The organism is Marinomonas foliarum (assembly GCF_016906065.1).
GTDB classification, from domain to species: domain Bacteria; phylum Pseudomonadota; class Gammaproteobacteria; order Pseudomonadales; family Marinomonadaceae; genus Marinomonas; species Marinomonas foliarum.
Genome location: NZ_CP070273.1, coordinates 2,450,027 through 2,468,342, shown reverse-complemented (window position 1 = coordinate 2,468,342; position 18,316 = coordinate 2,450,027). Strand labels below are relative to the sequence as shown.

The following is an 18,316-nucleotide window of genomic DNA, read 5'->3' as shown; positions in this document are numbered from 1 at the left end:
GCTAGGATCACTCCTAACGGGCTTTTTACTTTACGGTACTCAATGAGTGATTAATAACACTATTCATTCACCAGCGGCTTGTGCCTCACTTTTAGTTTCAGCTGATGGATGCCACCGGGAGGAATATCGTATTCGTCAGTAAGAGCATTAGCGGCTTCCACACAAACAAAACGTCGGTAATCTTCGTCTTCCATATCAACGCGCTGTCTCGCCAATTCAGCACCTGGGTTCCACAACACAGTGCTATTGCTACCTTCGGTACTGATTACTAATTTTCTTTGCAAGCCTGGATCATGGATTTCGCACACATCTGGTGCAGATACATAGACGCGATCCATATGATCACACGGCGTCACAGCACCTTGTTGAAGGTGACGACTACCGTTATCAAATTTGTCAACGTAAGTGACTTGCTCTAGACCATGCACTTCTGCGGTTTGGTTGTCCGATATATTGAAGTAAGTATGCAGCGCTTCACTTACTGGCATAGCTTTATCAGATAGATTAGCTGCCGAGAAATTAATCCGGAAGCCTTTGTTTGAGAAACGAAACACTTGGCGCAATTCAAAAGCGTACGGCCACATTTCTTCAACCAAAGGATGATTTTCAGACGCCAAACGAATCACAATTTTCACGTCGCCATTTTTAAAACGTCCCGCTTCGATAAATTCCCAACGAAAATAACGCGCTACTCCATGTGCAGGATAGTCATCATGGACATAATTGGCTCCAAACCACGGCCAACATACAGGAACACCAAAATGGCGGCGACCGAAGCGCCCTTCTCCACCTTGATTTACGGATTGAAAAAGAAGGTCCTCTTGACCAGCAGGAATAAAGCTTTCTAAATGACCGCCCCACAACGCGATGGATGCGCTGAAGCCCGGTTGCTCGATAATGATTTGATCGCATTTTCTAAAGCTTGACGGGCGAATTTCACCACCCAGCTCTTCCAACTCTTGAATCAGTCGGCCATTCATCTATAACTCCATAAAAGTGTTTTAATACGCCCATATTAACTGCAGCCAATATGATTACAATAGTTTGAAGTTATACTAACAATTCAGCAGAGTAGATAAGCAATCAGAACAGCAATTAAAACTTAACCTCACCACGCTTTTAAGCTATAAAACACAACAACCTAGCAGGTATTTCCCTGATATATAGAGTGTTCTATTTTTCTTTCCAGAGGCGCTGAATTTTTTATGAATCAACAAAGTGATCCTAAAATAGTAATTGGTTGCGAGGAGTGGTGTGCGTTTCCCTCTCTAAACATCCCAGCTATTAAAGCAAGAGTAGATTCAGGGGCAAAAACCTCTTCGATGCATGCGATTAACATCAAGCGCTTTACCCACAATGATGAACACTGGGTACGTTTTGAGGTTCATCCCCTACAAAAGAATCGTAAGGCAACCGTTCATTGTGAAGCTCAGCTTGTTGATCAAAGAGTTATTAAAAGCTCGAGCGGAGACAAAGAAAGCCGCCCTGTCATTCGTGTACCTCTGACACTTGGTAATAAAACTTGGGAAGCAGAAGTCACGCTAACCAATAGAGATACCATGGGCTACAGAATGTTACTTGGTCGTGAAGCAATGAATGGGCGCGTTCTCATCGACCCTGAGGGGCTATGCTTACAGGGTGACAAGCAAGAAGAAACATTGGTGGAACTTTATAAAATCCCAGCCAAGAAAAAATAGCAGAAAACACCTTCCTTTTCCAAAAACACACAAAAGGAAGGCACTATTTAGAAAGAGCTTGGCTCAGGCGTCGTAATTTATGGTTAGCAGCAGATAATGCCATTTTATTGGTTGCGATATCTGTAACATCATAGACAACCAAACATATATTCTTGATTGACCCATCAGGACTGGAGATTGGACGTATTGCTACATTCTGATACATCTTATTTGCCATACCTGTAATGGGACGATAACTTTTAAATGGAAAGAAATGCGGTCGCTGCTCCCAAGATATAAAAATCGGCGTTTTCAAAGCAAAGACATTATCCAACTTCTGGTGCAACCACCCTGTATCTAATTCTGGATAAAGCGTCAGCAAAGATTGCTCCTTCGCTATCGATGAACTCACACCACTATGATTTTCCATGAAGTTGTTCCATAGCTTTACTCGATACTTCGAATCCAACACCACAAGCCCAACATCAATATGATGAAGCATATCAAACATCCAATGAAGATCTGCCATTCCATCCGCTTCATTACTCATTCGTCTTCCTCAACCAAAAAGGACAATAAATTTTCTAGCGTTGGCACAGAATCTTCAGTGAAAAGCATAATTAAATCGCAACTAATCTGATAGTTTTCCACTTCATAGACAATTTCAACCGCTAACGTTCTTTTCCACGTCGCTTTCTTTTCATTAATCAAGTCGGCAATTTTAACATGTTGCCCCAGTAACAGCGGATGGCTATGACTAAAATCGATATTAAGCTGCTTCCCAATGGCAGCCATAAAAGGGCCAACCAAAACAGAAGAGACATCCATCAAAAGCTCTGTTTCTAACTCTCTCGTAATGGTATCCGTCACGCCTAAAAGTTTCGCCATATCTGGAAAGCTGGAATCACTAAAGATGAGCAGAGTTTCAAACGCAATACCAGAGCCAACATAACCTTGCGACACTGCTGAGCAACTGTCTTTTTTAACGCTATAGTCCAACGCCATTTGCAGTTCACTGACTTCCAAAATATTCACAGTCGGCACAGGTAGCTTAATAAATACATTCAGCATTTCTGCTAATACGCTAGCGGCACGCCCCATAGCAATGTTCGAAATTTCTTGTAAGCATTCGTTGAGAGTAAATTGCTCTGCAGCCGTCTGCTGCTCAGCAACAACCTTACTCTGCAGATCATCACTATCGACAGAAAAAAGTTTTAGCGAAATCAATAAACTACGCAGCTCTTCAGCGGATGCGGGTTTTTTATGAAAGGCTATTGCCCCCATATCCCTTACCCGCTGGATAGCCTTCGGCTGAACATCACCAGAGACCACTATTACTGCTGGCGCCTGCTCAAAGGACTGTAACGCTTCGAGCGTTTCATAGCCGTCTTTCACCGGCATATTTAAGTCTAAAAACAGAATATCAAAATCTGAAGATGACAAGATATCCAGTGCCTCTTGACCGTCTTCAGCAAACTCGACTTCGACATCCCAGTCTGTCGGCAATATTCTAGCCAATTGCTTGCGGGCAATCTTTGAATCATCACAAATCAGTACTCGTGTACTCATTATTACTCTCTTTTTGATACGTGCCATATTTAATGCGTTAGACATTAAAGACGATGCTCTAAAAATACAAATAGGTCGTTTGCATCTAATCAGTATATATCTAGACTAAAAACCTGCTTTGCATAAGAGCAGCATATACTTTTTTTGTAGCTCGAATAGACCCTTTATACAAAAGATAACAAAGCTCTAGCAACCAAATGCTCATCGTATTTGTATTGTTTATCGGTGATCAAAGGCGTTTTGATAACAGTCACCTTCAGATCATTCAAGAACACACTGTCTATTTCGCCATAATCATAGACATCGTCTAATAACAAATAATCCAATGAAGAGTATGGCCCTACATTCTTCGTATCGGCCGATATGGTGGATATCAAACGTGTCACACGCTCCATCAGAGATAAACCTTGCTGCTCGGGATCCACGCCCAAATTAGGCAGGTAGACTTTGGGGTTAGGATTTGCACAAATAGAGCGCCCAACCCCTTCAGGCATAAGGTTTGCTAACAGACTGCTATAAAAGCTACCTGGGGGATAGCAAATCAAATCAGCCGTTTTAATTGCATCAACACGATCATTAGCAATATGGAGATTAGTCGGCATAACATGGCGCAAACCTTTATTCAGCCACATGCGCTTTATTGGACTGGGCAATATGTCGGTTTCTTTTCCCGTTATCCGATGTTGGCCTAGAACATACTCCCCATTTTCAAGCTCCACACCTAAATGAAGGCTAGCATTTAATGTCGTCTTTACCTCACCTAAAGCTTTAACTAAACGAGAGAATAAAAAAACAATGGGATCTAACTGGTGCTGATTACTTAAATAGCCTCCAGCCATAATCAAATTACCAATACTCGCCCCACGCAAATCAAAACTATCATTAATGTGTGATTGGGTGACAGCAAGTTGATTCTGGATTAACGCTTTCATCGGATTGGGAATAGTTTCGATAAGCGGATGCTCGCCCATCACCAGCTGCTGCAGTTGATACTTTAATGCTAGAGGATCGGCTTTTTGCTCAAGCCGGTGAGTAAATAGTGCATACACTTCCGGCTGCCCCATGACGGTTTCATCCGCCAAAGCCATTAAACGACTGCGCAAATCTCCCACGGCAGGAATATCAAATTCGGCACGCAAACGCGCGGAACTACCACCAGAATCAAACGGTGTCACTAAATGTACAGAGTGGTGTGTGTATTTTTTAAAAACTCGGCTAATTTTATTGAGTGCCGAGCCACCACTGAAAAAGAGCACTTTAGGACCCTGTTCAGGCAAACTCTGATAACGATGCACACGAATAAGATCTGGCACCTCCATACGACGCCAAATGCGTAAAGAGCTCGTCATAAAAAACCTCTTATTAAGACCATAAGGAGAGCGATAGCCAAGAGTGCCGACTCACCAAACAATACTCCATCATAAATTACAGAACAAAAACTCGAACATACAAACTACTCAAACAATAGCACGTATGTAGACGATAAATGTCATGAAAATCAACTAACATCTATCTATAATATTCAAAAAGCGACACTCTATACCAAGTACATTAATTCCTTGTGTTTACCCGTAAATTTTTTATTTACCATTAGAGCGAACCATCATGGCAATGACAGGCTTATTGGCACTTCTTGATGACATCACCACCTTATTAGATGATGTTGCCGTTTTTTCTAAAGTCGCGGCGAAAAAAACCGCAGGAGTGTTAGGCGATGACCTTGCCTTAAACGCAGAGCAAGTCTCCGGCGTCAAAGCCGATCGAGAATTACCAGTCGTTTGGGCTGTTGCCAAAGGCTCGTTTTTAAACAAACTTATTTTAGTGCCATTGGCATTGACCATCAGTGCTTTTATTCCGTGGCTCATTCAACCATTACTCATGGCTGGCGGATTATATCTGTGTTTTGAAGGCACAGAAAAACTCCTTCATACCTTTAAAGACAACCATGAAGAAAAAGAAACACTTAGACAAAATATCAAACAAGCAAAATCCGCCGCAGAGCTAGTCACTTTAGAAAAGAGCAAAGTAAAAGGCGCCATTCGAACTGATTTCGTTTTGTCAGCAGAAATCATTGTTATCGCTTTAGGGACCGTCGCAGAGCAAAGCTTATTAACACAAGCTCTAGTGGTGAGCCTGATTGCTTTTGCTGTCACCGTGGGCGTGTACTTATTGGTAGGATTAATCGTTCGCCTTGACGATATTGGCCTACACCTTAATCAATCAAAAAACGCCTTCGTTCAACCTCTGGGACTAGTCATATTGAAAGGCGCGCCCATGCTGATCCGGCTTCTAACCATTGTCGGAACTATTGCCATGTTCCTTGTTGGCGGCGGCATTTTTGTTCATGGTTTACCAGCTTTGCATCATCTTGCTGAACTAGCCATTTCTGGTGATATTGCTCACCTGCCGTTGATGACCAGCTTAATAAACACAGGCATTAGCTTCTCGGTCGGCTTGATTTTCGGTGGCGTTGCCGTCGGCATTGCCACACTCATATCGAAACGAAGACAGCTTAAGAAAGCCTAGCGGACAAAACAAAATCTGCCAGCTCAGCAAAACCCAAACCACCCGGTTGCGTCGTCTGATAACGAGGTCGGTGGCGCATCATCGGCAAATGCTGGGCAATATTGGCAACACCAACACTCAGTGGAAAGCGCGCAAACATACTTTCATCGTTGGGCGCATCGCCAACATAAAGCACCTGTTCTTGCTGCTGCGCATCACTCAGTCCATACACATTACTCAATACTCTCTGCGCCATTGAAAACTTGTCATAGCCTTGCGAGCAAACGTTTATATGTATCGAACTGGCTTTCGCGTTTAATCCCATTTCAATGAGAGCCGCCAAACAAGCATCTTTATCGGCCACCGCTGCGGGTTTGACATCTTGCGCATAATCAATAGCCACATCAGTCAAACGATAAGCCTGATCTCTTGCCAAATGTAAACGCGGAAACTGAGTGAGCACTTCATTCACTTGAGCAAGAATAGCCGCTTGCTCGGCACGCATTTCTGACTCATCGCGCCAGAAAGAATACGTCAGATGGCGGTCAGCCGTTCGGCCAATAAAACACGCACCACCTTCAGTAATCACACCATCAACAGGCAGTGCTCTAGCAATCATATCGGACCAGCCAGCACAACCGCCTGTCACTGGAATCACCTTGATGCCTTTTGCTTCAAGTTGCGCCAACGCCTGTAAAGTTTCCACAGGCAACTGGCCTTCCCATGTTAGCGTGTCATCAAAATCCGTTAGAATAAATCGTAAGTTTTGGCAAATCTGGCTTTCTAAAGAAGAAAGCGACAACGCAGAAGGCACAGATATCGACATAATTGTCCTAAGCACAAAGTTTAATTTGAACACCATGAGCGGTGAGTAAATGAGTTTGCGACTCTGTCAGTACATCACTAAAAAGCCAATCTACTGCAGAAAAAGGCTGTACTCGCGCCATGGCCTTGCGCGCCCATTTGTGTTGATCAGCAACCAACAAACTATGACGACTTTGCTCGACCAAAACACGGCTCACCGCCGCTTCTTCAGGATCAAAATCCAATATTCCTTGATCTTCATCCAGACCACCACAGCCTAATACGCCGTAATCAAAATAATATTGGCGCAATCCAGACAAGGTTTCTTCACCCACTAAATCATGATGCTGATGACGTAACTTTCCAGCCAAAACGCGCACTCGTATCTCAGGGTAATTACCCAAGATGCTCGCCACTGTTAAATTATTGGTAAATACTTGTAGGTCACGATGAGACACCAAAGCTTTCGCCACATATTCCACTGTGGTGCCAATCCCTAGAAACACGGAGGCGCCGTCGGGTATCACCTGAGCAACATCAGCGGCAATCGCTTCTTTCGCGTCACTGTTCAAAAACTGGCGATGGTCGAACGGTAAATTTTCCGCACTAGACACTGGCGCAATACCACCATGAGTTCGACGCACAAGATGACGTTCTGCTAGTTGATTAATGTCTTTACGTATGGTCTGTGATGACACATTAAAGCGTGCCACCATCTCTTCAACCAATAGGGCGTCTTCTTGCTGCACCCAGTTTAATATCTGGTTTTGCCTTTCATTTAATCCCACACAACGCCCTTAATTTATTCTGCCAACAGTGATGAGAACTGAGTCGGATCATCGGTAATTACCGCATCCATTCCCCACTCCCAATGTGCTTCCACTTTTTTAGGGTCATTGGCGGTATAACACAGCAACTTATAACCTGCCGCTTTGATAGCTCGCGCTTGAGTTTCGGTTAATCGCGAATAATCACAATTCAAGCTGTACGCTTTAATAGCCTTAAGCTGCTCCAGCCAATTTTCAGGAATGTCTTCATACAAGGGCGCAAGATGTCGCTGAGCATCAATCTCATAACATAGCTCTAACGCCGCAAGATTGAAGCTGGAAATCATCAGTTTGTCATTGTCTTGCCAATGATCACGTAACATAGCTAATACAGAAGGCACAATATTTTCTACATCGGTGCTATCATGTTTAATCTCTAGATTCAGGCCCAGATTTAACGACTGAATGCATTCCAATGCCTCCAATAAAGTGGGCACTTTCTCACCAGTGAACTTGTCCGAGAACCAAGACCCGGCGTCCAATTCTGCCATATCCATTGGTCTTGCATCACGCGTTAAACCTGAACCATCAGTGCAACGATCAAGTGTGTCATCATGAAAAATAACCAAGCCACCTTCAGCAATTAAATACACGTCGATTTCCACCCACGTTGCACCCACATCAGCAGCCGCTCGGATAGACGCCAAGGTATTTTCAGGTGCCAATAGTGCAGCACCACGGTGCCCCATTACTTTTGTATCCAACACCTTGTCTTTCAAAATATAACCTTTTGAAACATCATTATTTTGCATTTTGTTCTCACAGTCTCTGTTGAGTTTTCTCGTCAAACAAATGCCAGTGTTGTGCTGGCGCCATTAACCACATAAGACTATTCACATCCGGCAAATGCGGTCCAGACAAACGCACTACCAAGGGTTCTCCATCACCTGATGCTGTTTCTATTTTACCGTGAATTAAGGTTTCCGCTCCCAGTGATTCTACCGCTTGGATACGCAAAGCGAAATCGGCATTGTGCTCATCACTCACTTCTAGATGCTCTGGGCGAATCCCCCAAACAATGCTTCCACGATGTTGATGGGACAAAGGCAGTGTTAAGGCGTCAGAAATTTTAATACCTTGCTCAGTCAAATTCGCATTGATCAAATTCATCGATGGCGAGCCAATAAACGCCGCCACAAAAGGCGTTGCCGGTTTATTGTATAAATCCATCGGCGTACCAATTTGCTCCGCCTTGCCTTTGTTTAAAACCACCAAGCGATCTGCCAAGGTCATCGCCTCAACTTGATCATGGGTCACATACAAGGTCGTGGTGCCTAATTTACGCTGCAACTGACGAATTTCGACACGCATCTGCACACGTAATTTTGCATCCAAGTTAGACAAGGGTTCATCAAACAAGAACACTTTCGGGTCACGAACCATGGCTCGCCCCATAGCAACACGTTGGCGCTGACCTCCAGACAATTGACGCGGCTTACGTTGCAGCAATTCCGTTAAGCCCAGCATCTGTGCTACATCACTGACTTTTTCTGCAATTTGATCCTTTGGCATGCCGCGGTTTTTCAGGCCGTAAGCCATGTTGTCGTACACCGACATATGCGGGTACAAGGCGTAATTCTGAAACACCATGGCGATGTCACGCTCTGCGGGTTCCTTCTCATTCATGCGCTCGCCACGGATGCGCAGTTCACCAGTAGAAATACTTTCCAGACCTGCCACCATGCGCAACAAGGTGGATTTACCACAACCAGAAGGGCCGACCAAAACAATAAATTCGCCTTCTTCAATCGTTAAATCGACGCTTGGAATAGCATGATAACCATTAGGGTAAGTCTTACCCACTTTTTCTAAAATAACGTCCGTCATTACTACTTCTCCGAATCCACTAAGCCTTTAACAAACAGCTTCTGCATGCCTATCACCACCGCAACTGGTGGCAACATCGCTAATAAGGTGGTTGCCATAATTTGGTTCCATGCGATATCACCATCGGTCACCGACAGCATGCGCTTAATACTCATCACCAAGGTGTAATAAGCGTCGTCCGTGGTGATCAACAAAGGCCATAAATATTGATTCCAACCATAAATAAACAAGATCACAAACAAGGCCGCGATATTAGTTCGAGACAGAGGCAACAAGATGTCAAAGAAGAAACGCCATGGCCCAGCACCGTCTATTCGCGCGGCTTCCACCAGCTCTCCCGGTATACTCAAGAAGCATTGGCGAAACAAAAAAGTCGCTGTTGCGCTGGCGATCAAAGGCAGAGTTAACCCCGTATAGCTATTGAGAAGATCCAGATTCGCTACCACCTCGTAGGTCGGCACAATCCGCACCTCAACTGGCAGCATCAAGGTCATAAAAATGATCCAAAAACACAAGTTACGAAACGGGAATCGAAAAAACACAATGGCGTAAGCCGATAACAAAGAAATGACGATTTTGCCGAAGGTAATGCCCAGTGCCATGATCAGAGAATTCAGCATCATAAACCAGACAGGCGTGTCCACACCGTTGCCCGCCTCTTCAAACAACACGGTTCCCCATGTTTCTACACCAGCATCACCAAACCACAGAGGGATATGCCCGACACCAAATGCCGAAGCAGGATGCGTCGACGCTACCAGAGCCATCCAAACAGGTAATGCCACCAAGCCGATCCCCACCAATAACGTGGCGTGGCTAGCAAAGGTTAACCAAGGTCGATTTTCGATCATGAGTACTGCACCTTCCGCTCAATAAAACGAAACTGAATAACGGTCATCAAACCAACAATCGCCATGAGCACAACCGATTGCGCAGCCGATCCACCCAGATCCAAACCAACAAAACCGTCATCAAACACCTTATAAACTAAGGTCGTGGTACTTTGTCCTGGGCCGCCTTTGGTGGTCGCATCGATTACACCGAAGGTTTCAAAGAAGGCGTATACAAGGTTAACAACTAACAAGAAAAACGTCGTCGGAGACAAAAGCGGAAAAACAATGGTCCAAAAGCGCTTAAACGGACTTGCACCATCAATCGCCGCCGCTTCAATAAGCGAGCGTGGCACGGCTTGCAAACCCGCAAGGAAAAATAAAAAGTTATAACTGATTTGCTTCCAAGTCGAAGCAATTACCACCAAGATCATCGCTTGGTTGCCATCAAGATAATGATTCCAGTCAACACCGGCCGACTTCAACCACAAGGCAATCGGCCCCATGCTCGGATCAAATAAAATCCACCACAACACACCCGCCAACACTGGCGCGACGGCATATGGCCAAATCAATAAGGTTTGATACGCTAGCTTGCCACGGATCACACGGTCCGCCATCACAGCTAAGAAAAGCGCCAACGACATGCCCACAATGGCAACAGAAAAACTGAACACCAAAGTGGTTAACATAGATTGGTAGTACAGAGGGTCGGTGAACAAATCGATAAAATTTTCCAAACCAATAAATTCACGACTCAAGCCAAAGGCGTCTTCTTGATAAAACGCTTGCTCTAAAGCTTGTTCAGCAGGCCAAAGGAAGAAAATCGCTGTGACCAACAACTGCGGCAACAACAATAGCCAAGGTAGGCCTTTTTGGGGAAAGGTAACTGTCATCGGACAATCCAAACAAAAGAGAACAACAAATAAAAAAACAAACTATCGTAGAAATATAAAGCGCCCTTACGTATAAAACATAAGGGCGCAGATTTTATTTACTTGTTCGCTTTTTCAAATCGACGAAGTTGCGCGTTACCACGTTCAACAGCCGTATTTAGTGCTGTTTGTGCATCAACCTTACCGCTCCAGACAGACTCTAAAGACTCATCGATGATGCCACGAATCTGTACAAAGTTACCAAAACGCAAACCTTTGGTATTGGCAGTTGGCGTGCCAGTCGTCATTTGGTTAACGCCTGTCTCTGTTCCAGGGTTCGCCTTGTAGAAGCCTTGCTCTTTGGTTAAATCGTAAGCCGCTTTAGTGATTGGCAGGTAACCAGAGAATTGATGCCAATCTGCTTGCACTGACGCTTTAGACAAGTAGCTTAGGAAAGAAGCAACACCTTTATATTCTTCTTTAGAGTGGCCTTGCAGCACCCATAAAGACGCACCACCAATAATGGTGTTAGAAGGCTGCTTAACTTTGCCTTCCCAGTATGGAAGTTCACTCACACCAAAGTCGAATGTTGCGTTACGTTTGATACCAGCGTAACCCGCAGAAGACTCAGTAAACATAGCGCATTCTTGGCTATAGAATTTAGCTGCGCCGTCATTGGTACGACCCGCATAACTAAAAATACCACTCTTTTGCCATTCACCCATTTTCTCTATATGAGCAACTTGCAAAGGACCATTGAATTTAAACTCTGTTCCCAACCCTGCAAAGCCGTTTTCCAGCGTTGCAAAAGGTACGTTATGACGAGCACTTAGGTTTTCCAACTGCACCCAAGATTGCCAAGCGGTCGTAAAGCCACAACTAACGCCAGACGCGAGCAGCTTCTTAGACACACTTTCTACTTCTTGCCATGTTTTAGGCGCTTGGCTGATGCCCGCTTTTTTGAATAAATCTTTGTTGTAATACAGAACAGGTGTGGAACTATTGAAAGGCATAGAAAGCATTTCGCCATCAGTGTTCGAGTAATAGCCTGTCACCGCACTCAAGTAAGCACTTTCATCAAATGCCTGACCAGAGTCTTTCATCAATTTATACACAGGATAAATCGCACCTTCGGCCGCCATCATGCTCGCGGTCCCCACCTCAAATACTTGAACAATGGCTGGCTGCTGTTTCGCCCGAAACGCCGCAATCGCTGACGTCATAGTCTCGGTATAGTTGCCTTTGTAGACAGGTTTTACCTCATAATCACTTTGTGAGTCATTAAAGGCTTTGGCGATTTCATTGACCTTTTCACCATTTGCACCACCCATTGCATGCCACCATTCTACTTGCGTGGCAGCAAAGGCCGAACTTGCCATAGATAAACCAACAACAACTGACGCTAACTTCAAATTATGCATTTCCGTGTTCCTCACAATGAGTTTTTATTAGAAAAGAAAGAACCACTATAGAAAGAAAATATTTCATTTTGATGATAGATAGGTTTCATTTGAAATACAACAAGCATTCAAATGAAACCAAAACGGAGGAAATACTCAAGACATAGCCAACAAAGACATTCAGTACAACCATATAAAAACGGCCATACCCATGAATATCGACAAAAAAATGAAGGGATAATTACTGTAAAACGTATTGGTTGAGCGCATAAACAAGCGCGTCGAATTCTTCTTTTAACATGCTATAACGAGATGAAAGAGTGTCGACGTTGCCCTGCTTCGACTGCATTTCCATTTCCACAATGAGCTTACAAAAACGGTTACCGGACACTTCTAGTGCCGCACCTTTCAAACGGTGCGACACCAATGAAAATTCGTCCCACTCTTGGTTAACAATATGCGCATGTAACATGTCCAATAAGCCTTTGGCTTCCTTAATGAACTCCGCTGCCACCAGAGCCATCAACTCCTGATTGCATGCTAAACGGTTACTGTAGTCAGTATTATCAAACACCTTTAGCTCAATCATTAGGAAGAACCTCAATATCTATGACCGTATTCATAATATCGCCTTAAGAAAGCCACTTTGTAAGAATCGCAGTTAACTTATCTTGTGAGATAGGTTTTGCAATATGGTCATTCATGCCTGCAGCAAAGCATTCGTCTTCATCGCCTTTCATAACATTGGCACTAAGAGCGACAATCGCAACATCTGACGGCGTTGCGCCGCCTGAAGACTGACGAATTACACGAGTTGCTTCATAGCCATCCATCACTGGCATCTGACAATCCATAAAGATCATATCAAACTTAGTAGTTTGGGCTTCTTCTACAGCTTTTTGTCCATCGCTGGCCACCACAACGTCAACGCCATACATATTTAATAGACCTCGAGCCACAATCTGATTGGTTAAATTATCTTCAGCTAACAAAACCTTGGCATTAAAGACAGGACGCCCTTCTGACGTGTTTTCCGTTTCTTTAACTGTCATAACCACCTCTCCTTCCAATACAGGTTTTATATTTTCTAATACTTTTAGCAAAGGCCGGATAAAGATAGGCTTGGTTAACCTATCAATATATTTCTCTTTCTCAGGCTCTGCATCAGAACGTCCATGCAATAAAATTTGCGACACTGTTTTAGCTATACAAAAGGTATCCCATGCTGTCACATCAACTTGGTTTCCTGCAGCCAGAGCATCGGTATCCAATAATACGCATTGACCAATTAACTCTCTTTCAGACAAGGCCTGCTCAAGGTTGCTATATGCATTGTGTGTAACACCAAGAGAGTCAAGTATCGCACTAACATACTCTCGCCCAGTGTCATTAATATACACTAACGTCATCTTAAATTGAGGCATTACCACCATTTCTTTGATAGGCGCAGAACGCGTTTCAAATGGCACACGGAACCAGAAGGTCGATCCCTTGCCTTCTGCCGATACCAAGCCAATTTCACCCGCCATCGCCTCGACAATTTCTTTGCTGATCGCCAAACCTAGTCCAGTACCACCAAACTTACGAGTCGTCGAACTGTCCGCTTGATTAAAGCGCTGGAACAATCGACGCTGACTCTCCTCAGACACACCGACACCAGTGTCTTCAACGCTAATACGTAACACCACATCCGCGTCGGATAGCGGCTCCACCTCAATACGTAAAGACACTTCACCAGCACTAGTGAATTTAATCGCATTGCCTAACAAATTCACCAACACCTGCTTGAGTCGTAACCGATCTCCGAACAAGGTTAATTCAGGAACCAACACCGCAGGCGAGTTTAGTACTATGCCTTTTTCCTCCGCCCTGAGAACAAAGATGTTGGTCACTTCTTCAATCAAATCAGGCAGTTCAAACTCGTGTTTCTCTAACACTAACCCGCCCATTTCGATCTTGGACAAATCTAAAATGTCATTAAGAATATCCAACAAAGACTCAGCACTTTGCTGAGATATACTCACTAATTTAGATTGTTCAGACTGCAGTTTAGTATTCATCAACAAAGACAAACAGCCAATAACACCATTCAGTGGCGTACGTATTTCATGGCTCATGTTCGCCAAAAACTCACTCTTCGCACGACTCGCTTCTTGCGCCTCTTCCTTAGCTTTACTTTGCTCCAGCTCAGACGCTTTTAAATGCTCGTTCACCAGCTGCAAGTCACGTGTTCTCAATCTAACGCGATTCTCGATTTCTGACGTATGACTACTGACGATCAATAAAAACCAACCAAATAAACCCGTGAACAAAAAGCCACACGCTAAAACAAATTTAACAATCCAAGGCGGTTTAAAGAAATAGCTGTCGCTAACCTGATAAAGCTGCCAAGATTTTGCGCCCACCTGAATATCAAACCTAACAGCGTGCTCAAATTTTCCTCCGTTATAGCGCGTGACAAGTTCTTTTCCTGATAAATTCGAAGCCGTACTTTTTGCTACAATAATAGGGTCAGGGGCGCCATTATCAGCATCCACTAAATACAGATCGGTATTAGGTAACCCCCCTTGATTAACTATAGTGTCGGTTAAAGAACTCAACTCAATAACCGCTGCAGCAACACCACGTACAGTGTCTGTTTGACGATCAAAGAACGGCAGAAATAAAAGCACACCGGTGGAATTTTGAACTAATTTAAGCGGAGATGTCGGATAAGCCTGTCGAAGAAAAATGGCATTATCTAAGGCAAAACGTCGATCTGACTGTGAATAGACATCGTAACCCAATGCAGCCTCATTCTTCTTAAAAGGACTCATAAAGGTTACGACAATATGTTTAGGTCTTGGCGTCGCCAACTTTAATACTCCTGTACTGTCTTTCTCCTTAACTCGAAACACATGCTTCGGGTAATTTCTTTGGATCTTTTCTTCAAAGCTTGGAATATCTTCTCCAGTCACCAAAAAATTCAGCGACACGGCTAAAATAGAATTATCACGTTGCATCACACTGTTCGCAAAAATATCAAACTCATTAGCTTGAATTTTTTCACTACCGTTTACCAACCCAACAAAACTGTGCAACATATCCACACTGTTTTTAATTCGATTTGCCAGTAACGTCTCTAACAATTCAGCATTTGCATCAAACTCTTTTGACTGCTTATTCCATTCGGAATAACTACTACCCCACGACAACATAATCGTAATAGCCAAAACAAACAAAAAACCACTCAGCAGACGCAAAGAGTTATCGAATCGATTGCCAAAATACCGAGGGAAACAAACAGCAAGTAAAGGCACCATAACCAGCACCCCCATCATGTCGCCGCCCCACCAAACAAGCCAGTTGGTTAAAAAGGCTTCTTTGCCAATTACACCAAAAGCAAGTAACGAAGAGGACCCCACACTTGCGCCAATAAGAGAAGAAAGAACACCAGCTAAAAGGATAAACCGCACAACCAACGCCGTACGATGAAACTGAAAAGGCACACCCACAAAGCGACGCACAAGATAACCAGCAACAGTTGACTGTAACGTCGATCCGAACGCGATGAGCGCCGGTAGAACAAAAGCAAAAATATGATGGTTATACCAAGTCGCACCAATATTGAGTAACAAGGACCCGATAAAAATACCAAGAGGTGCAAGTTTAGGATAAAAAATAGATGCAGCTACCGCTAACCCAGAAGCCGGCCAAATGATTGTTGAATAACCAGGAGAAATTGCCACAGCAAGTCCAAGCACACCAAGGACAAAATACCCCAGCGCTGTTACAGCAATGACAGACATCACCTTCATCATATTTACTTGCTCCACCAAAGAACTACTAAGCATAGCGAAATCGACACACATTTAAGATTTAATCTTAGTTACTTTATGTAAGAAAAAGCAATTCACCTTAAGCGATTGGCAACGAAAAGATGACATTGTGTGAACAGCGAAGTTTCAGGGACTTATTAAAAATGAGCATAATAAAAACGAAATGAGATCGCTCGAATAAAAGAGAGCCATTCAGTATTTAAAAGGAGGTTTAAGAAATTACAATGGTGCCCAGAGACGGAATCGAACCGCCGACACGAGGATTTTCAATCCTCTGCTCTACCGACTGAGCTATCTGGGCAAATAGAAAAAAATGACTATGGAGATGAGCAAGCCATTTTGACCAAAAAAAAGCCTGCTAAAATAGCAGGCTTTCTCTTAATCATGGTGCCCAGAGACGGAATCGAACCGCCGACACGAGGATTTTCAATCCTCTGCTCTACCGACTGAGCTATCTGGGCAAGTGGGGCGTATTATAGAGAAACCTTTTTTAGGGTCAATAGTTTTTTTGAAAAAAAATTAAAATCTTAGTTTCTTCTGCTGCTCTGGTATTATCTTCCTATATCAAGGAGATAATACCATGCTGCATATTGTACTTTACCAACCAGAAATACCGCCTAACACAGGCAATGTCATTCGATTGTGTGCGAACACGGGCTATCACCTTCATCTTATCGAGCCATTAGGTTTTGAGTTAGAAGATAAAAAACTACGTCGAGCTGGGTTGGATTATCACGAGTTCACTCGCCTAAAACGCTATCCTGATTTTCAGGCGTTTGTTGATCAAAATGAGATAGGCACTGTTTATGCGCTAACGACTAAAGGCAGCCGTACACACAGTGAAGCAAACTTTGCCGAAAATGATGTCTTGGTGTTTGGTCCAGAAACTCGTGGATTGCCAGCAGAGTTTATTGATGCTTTACCTCCAGCTCAGCGTTTACGCTTGCCAATGCAAGCGAACTCTCGCAGTCTGAATCTATCTAATACAGTCGCGGTGATGGTATACGAATCTTGGCGTCAGCTGGGTTATGCTATGCCTGCAGACAGCGAATAACCAGCAGAGGTACGATGAATTCTCTTTCACTGCTTTTAAAGAAAAAAAACAGTCGCCGCCAATTTCGTAAAAAAGTACATCTTCACGATACCAGCGATCTAAAAAAACGCCTCATCTTCTTGGCGGGCGTTATTGGCTTCCATAGTTTAGCGATGGTTTTCTTTGAAGACCTAAATTGGTGGCAAGCCTTTTGGTTAACTATGACGTCGGCCAGTACCACAGGTTATGGCGATATTTCTGCCGCCACTTTTTGGGGGCAGTTTTCTACCATTGTTTTAATCTATGGTATGGGGATAACCCTGCTTGCTCAAATTGCTAGTGACTATGTTGAAATCAGGCTATCGCGCAAAGAAATGCGTATTAAAGGCCGAATGAGATGGGATGACATGCAAAATCATATTCTTATTATTAATACTCCGCAGTACGACTCTGAGCGTTATTTAGAGCTCTTAGTAGACCAAATTTGCCAAACACCAGAATTAGTCGATGTGCCAATCCAAATACTCACAGAGGCCTTCCCAGACGGCTTACCGTTGACCCTAAGATCCCAAGGCGTGGTTCATCATACTGGAGATGCGTTAGAAGATGGCATGTTGGAATCGGCAGGAGCAGACACAGCAAAATACATTATTGTGCTGTGCCGCGATAACCAAGAAATCCATTCTGACAGCTTAACCTTTGACATCTTACATCGCATAAAAGCACTTAACTCGACCGCGTTCATTATGGCTGAGGCCGTTAATGATTCGAACCGTCCTAGGTTTAAAGACGCCGGAGCTAAAGCAGTCATTAGACCCGTACGCGCTTACCCAGAAATGCTGGTGCGCTCTTTGATTGCTCCAGGCACTGAGCAAGTATTAGAGGACCTGTTTCGACACCAAGGCGACCATACTATTCGACTAAATGTGGTCTTACATAATGTTGTATGGGCAAAAGTCGTCACCACACTGATCCAGAAAGACATAGGGACAGCGCTAGGCTATGTTCATAAGGATGGCAGCATAGTGACTCACCCTCAGGCGAAGTCGACCATCGATGCCGAGGGACTTATTGTACTGATCAACTATGATCAAGCTATCCCATCAAGCGAAGAAATAAGACGGTTATTTAACACTTAACTAAGATTGGGCT

The 18,316-nt window shown here is 43.8% G+C and carries 17 protein-coding genes and 2 tRNA genes; 4 read left to right on the top strand and 15 right to left on the bottom strand.

The window, feature by feature from the left end; all coding sequences use genetic code 11:
* Nucleotides 1-59: 59 nt before the first annotated feature.
* Nucleotides 60-980, bottom strand: coding sequence for a D-hexose-6-phosphate mutarotase (locus JSY38_RS11395; RefSeq protein WP_114413021.1), 921 nt, complete (start codon nucleotides 978-980; stop codon nucleotides 60-62).
* Nucleotides 981-1,205: 225 nt separating this feature from the next.
* Here JSY38_RS11395 and JSY38_RS11390 point away from each other — a divergent pair, with 225 nt between their 5' ends.
* Nucleotides 1,206-1,697, top strand: a complete 492-nt coding sequence (locus tag JSY38_RS11390; protein ID WP_114413019.1) for an ATP-dependent zinc protease family protein — start codon at nucleotides 1,206-1,208, stop codon at nucleotides 1,695-1,697.
* A gap of 43 nt (nucleotides 1,698-1,740) precedes the next feature.
* On the opposite strand, the gene JSY38_RS11385 is transcribed toward JSY38_RS11390, so the two are convergent.
* The 3 genes from JSY38_RS11385 to JSY38_RS11375 all read right to left on the bottom strand — a co-directional run bounded on the left by JSY38_RS11385 (nucleotide 1,741) and on the right by JSY38_RS11375 (nucleotide 4,594).
* Nucleotides 1,741-2,226: a transcriptional regulator gene (locus tag JSY38_RS11385; RefSeq protein ID WP_114413017.1), complete on the bottom strand. Its 486-nt coding sequence runs from the start codon at nucleotides 2,224-2,226 to the stop codon at nucleotides 1,741-1,743.
* Nucleotides 2,223-3,245 carry a response regulator gene (locus JSY38_RS11380; RefSeq protein WP_205113326.1) on the bottom strand — a complete coding sequence of 341 codons (1,023 nt, stop codon included), beginning with the start codon at nucleotides 3,243-3,245 and terminating at the stop codon, nucleotides 2,223-2,225. Before JSY38_RS11380 ends, JSY38_RS11385 begins: the two co-directional genes overlap by 4 nt.
* Nucleotides 3,246-3,409: 164 nt before the next feature.
* Nucleotides 3,410-4,594 carry a GAK system CofD-like protein gene (locus JSY38_RS11375; protein ID WP_205113325.1) on the bottom strand — a complete coding sequence of 395 codons (1,185 nt, stop codon included), beginning with the start codon at nucleotides 4,592-4,594 and terminating at the stop codon, nucleotides 3,410-3,412.
* A gap of 256 nt (nucleotides 4,595-4,850) precedes the next feature.
* Here JSY38_RS11375 and JSY38_RS11370 point away from each other — a divergent pair, with 256 nt between their 5' ends.
* Complete coding sequence (locus tag JSY38_RS11370; protein WP_205113324.1) at nucleotides 4,851-5,771, top strand: DUF808 domain-containing protein; 921 nt, start codon at nucleotides 4,851-4,853, stop codon at nucleotides 5,769-5,771.
* Here the strand turns inward: JSY38_RS11370 and JSY38_RS11365 are convergent.
* From JSY38_RS11365 to JSY38_RS11315, 11 genes are all read right to left on the bottom strand, one after another.
* The gene (locus tag JSY38_RS11365; RefSeq protein WP_114413012.1) at nucleotides 5,758-6,576 is read right to left on the bottom strand and encodes an HAD family hydrolase; all 819 of its coding nucleotides are present in this window, start codon (nucleotides 6,574-6,576) and stop codon (nucleotides 5,758-5,760) included. The genes JSY38_RS11370 and JSY38_RS11365 overlap by 14 nt on opposite strands.
* Before the next feature lie 7 nt (nucleotides 6,577-6,583).
* Complete coding sequence (locus tag JSY38_RS11360; RefSeq protein WP_114413010.1) at nucleotides 6,584-7,342, bottom strand: DeoR/GlpR family DNA-binding transcription regulator; 759 nt, start codon at nucleotides 7,340-7,342, stop codon at nucleotides 6,584-6,586.
* 14 nt (nucleotides 7,343-7,356) lie between these two features.
* Nucleotides 7,357-8,133: a glycerophosphoryl diester phosphodiesterase gene (locus JSY38_RS11355; RefSeq protein WP_205113323.1), complete on the bottom strand. Its 777-nt coding sequence runs from the start codon at nucleotides 8,131-8,133 to the stop codon at nucleotides 7,357-7,359.
* Nucleotides 8,134-8,140: 7 nt separating this feature from the next.
* Nucleotides 8,141-9,208 carry a sn-glycerol-3-phosphate import ATP-binding protein UgpC gene (locus JSY38_RS11350; RefSeq protein ID WP_205113322.1) on the bottom strand — a complete coding sequence of 356 codons (1,068 nt, stop codon included), beginning with the start codon at nucleotides 9,206-9,208 and terminating at the stop codon, nucleotides 8,141-8,143.
* Between the two features lie 2 nt (nucleotides 9,209-9,210).
* A complete protein-coding gene (ugpE, locus tag JSY38_RS11345) occupies nucleotides 9,211-10,059 on the bottom strand; it encodes a sn-glycerol-3-phosphate ABC transporter permease UgpE (RefSeq protein WP_114413005.1) in 849 nt (282 codons plus the stop codon).
* Entirely contained in the window at nucleotides 10,056-10,934 is an 879-nt protein-coding gene (gene ugpA / locus JSY38_RS11340) for a sn-glycerol-3-phosphate ABC transporter permease UgpA (RefSeq protein ID WP_110574922.1), read from the bottom strand. Before ugpA ends, ugpE begins: the two co-directional genes overlap by 4 nt.
* 98 nt (nucleotides 10,935-11,032) lie before the next feature.
* The gene (ugpB, locus tag JSY38_RS11335) at nucleotides 11,033-12,334 is read right to left on the bottom strand and encodes a sn-glycerol-3-phosphate ABC transporter substrate-binding protein UgpB (RefSeq protein WP_114413003.1); all 1,302 of its coding nucleotides are present in this window, start codon (nucleotides 12,332-12,334) and stop codon (nucleotides 11,033-11,035) included.
* Nucleotides 12,335-12,554: 220 nt separating this feature from the next.
* Nucleotides 12,555-12,902, bottom strand: a complete 348-nt coding sequence (locus tag JSY38_RS11330; RefSeq protein ID WP_114413002.1) for an Hpt domain-containing protein — start codon at nucleotides 12,900-12,902, stop codon at nucleotides 12,555-12,557.
* Nucleotides 12,903-12,945: 43 nt separating this feature from the next.
* On the bottom strand, nucleotides 12,946-16,146 hold the full coding sequence (locus tag JSY38_RS11325; RefSeq protein ID WP_239543954.1) for an ATP-binding protein: 3,201 nt from the start codon (nucleotides 16,144-16,146) through the stop codon (nucleotides 12,946-12,948).
* Nucleotides 16,147-16,356: 210 nt separating this feature from the next.
* Nucleotides 16,357-16,432: transfer RNA gene (locus JSY38_RS11320), tRNA-Phe, on the bottom strand.
* 84 nt (nucleotides 16,433-16,516) lie between these two features.
* A tRNA-Phe gene (locus JSY38_RS11315) sits at nucleotides 16,517-16,592 on the bottom strand.
* Between the two features lie 119 nt (nucleotides 16,593-16,711).
* Here JSY38_RS11315 and trmL point away from each other — a divergent pair.
* Together trmL and JSY38_RS11305 are read left to right on the top strand one after the other, a co-directional pair.
* A complete protein-coding gene (gene trmL, locus JSY38_RS11310) occupies nucleotides 16,712-17,185 on the top strand; it encodes a tRNA (uridine(34)/cytosine(34)/5-carboxymethylaminomethyluridine(34)-2'-O)-methyltransferase TrmL (RefSeq protein ID WP_205113321.1) in 474 nt (157 codons plus the stop codon).
* A gap of 14 nt (nucleotides 17,186-17,199) precedes the next feature.
* Nucleotides 17,200-18,303, top strand: coding sequence for a potassium channel protein (locus JSY38_RS11305; RefSeq protein ID WP_205113320.1), 1,104 nt, complete (start codon nucleotides 17,200-17,202; stop codon nucleotides 18,301-18,303).
* Nucleotides 18,304-18,316 lie beyond the last annotated feature (13 nt).

Coding starts and splice junctions, on each gene's coding strand:
- JSY38_RS11395 (WP_114413021.1), bottom strand. CDS start 980: ATGAATGGCCGACTGATTCAAGAGTTGGAAGAGCTGGGTGGTGAAATT.
- JSY38_RS11390 (WP_114413019.1), top strand. CDS start 1,206: ATGAATCAACAAAGTGATCCTAAAATAGTAATTGGTTGCGAGGAGTGG.
- JSY38_RS11385 (WP_114413017.1), bottom strand. CDS start 2,226: ATGAGTAATGAAGCGGATGGAATGGCAGATCTTCATTGGATGTTTGAT.
- JSY38_RS11380 (WP_205113326.1), bottom strand. CDS start 3,245: ATGAGTACACGAGTACTGATTTGTGATGATTCAAAGATTGCCCGCAAG.
- JSY38_RS11375 (WP_205113325.1), bottom strand. CDS start 4,594: ATGACGAGCTCTTTACGCATTTGGCGTCGTATGGAGGTGCCAGATCTT.
- JSY38_RS11370 (WP_205113324.1), top strand. CDS start 4,851: ATGGCAATGACAGGCTTATTGGCACTTCTTGATGACATCACCACCTTA.
- JSY38_RS11365 (WP_114413012.1), bottom strand. CDS start 6,576: ATGTCGATATCTGTGCCTTCTGCGTTGTCGCTTTCTTCTTTAGAAAGC.
- JSY38_RS11355 (WP_205113323.1), bottom strand. CDS start 8,133: ATGCAAAATAATGATGTTTCAAAAGGTTATATTTTGAAAGACAAGGTG.
- JSY38_RS11350 (WP_205113322.1), bottom strand. CDS start 9,208: ATGACGGACGTTATTTTAGAAAAAGTGGGTAAGACTTACCCTAATGGT.
- ugpE (WP_114413005.1), bottom strand. CDS start 10,059: ATGATCGAAAATCGACCTTGGTTAACCTTTGCTAGCCACGCCACGTTA.
- ugpA (WP_110574922.1), bottom strand. CDS start 10,934: ATGACAGTTACCTTTCCCCAAAAAGGCCTACCTTGGCTATTGTTGTTG.
- ugpB (WP_114413003.1), bottom strand. CDS start 12,334: ATGCATAATTTGAAGTTAGCGTCAGTTGTTGTTGGTTTATCTATGGCA.
- JSY38_RS11330 (WP_114413002.1), bottom strand. CDS start 12,902: ATGATTGAGCTAAAGGTGTTTGATAATACTGACTACAGTAACCGTTTA.
- JSY38_RS11325 (WP_239543954.1), bottom strand. CDS start 16,146: ATGCTTAGTAGTTCTTTGGTGGAGCAAGTAAATATGATGAAGGTGATG.
- trmL (WP_205113321.1), top strand. CDS start 16,712: ATGCTGCATATTGTACTTTACCAACCAGAAATACCGCCTAACACAGGC.
- JSY38_RS11305 (WP_205113320.1), top strand. CDS start 17,200: ATGAATTCTCTTTCACTGCTTTTAAAGAAAAAAAACAGTCGCCGCCAA.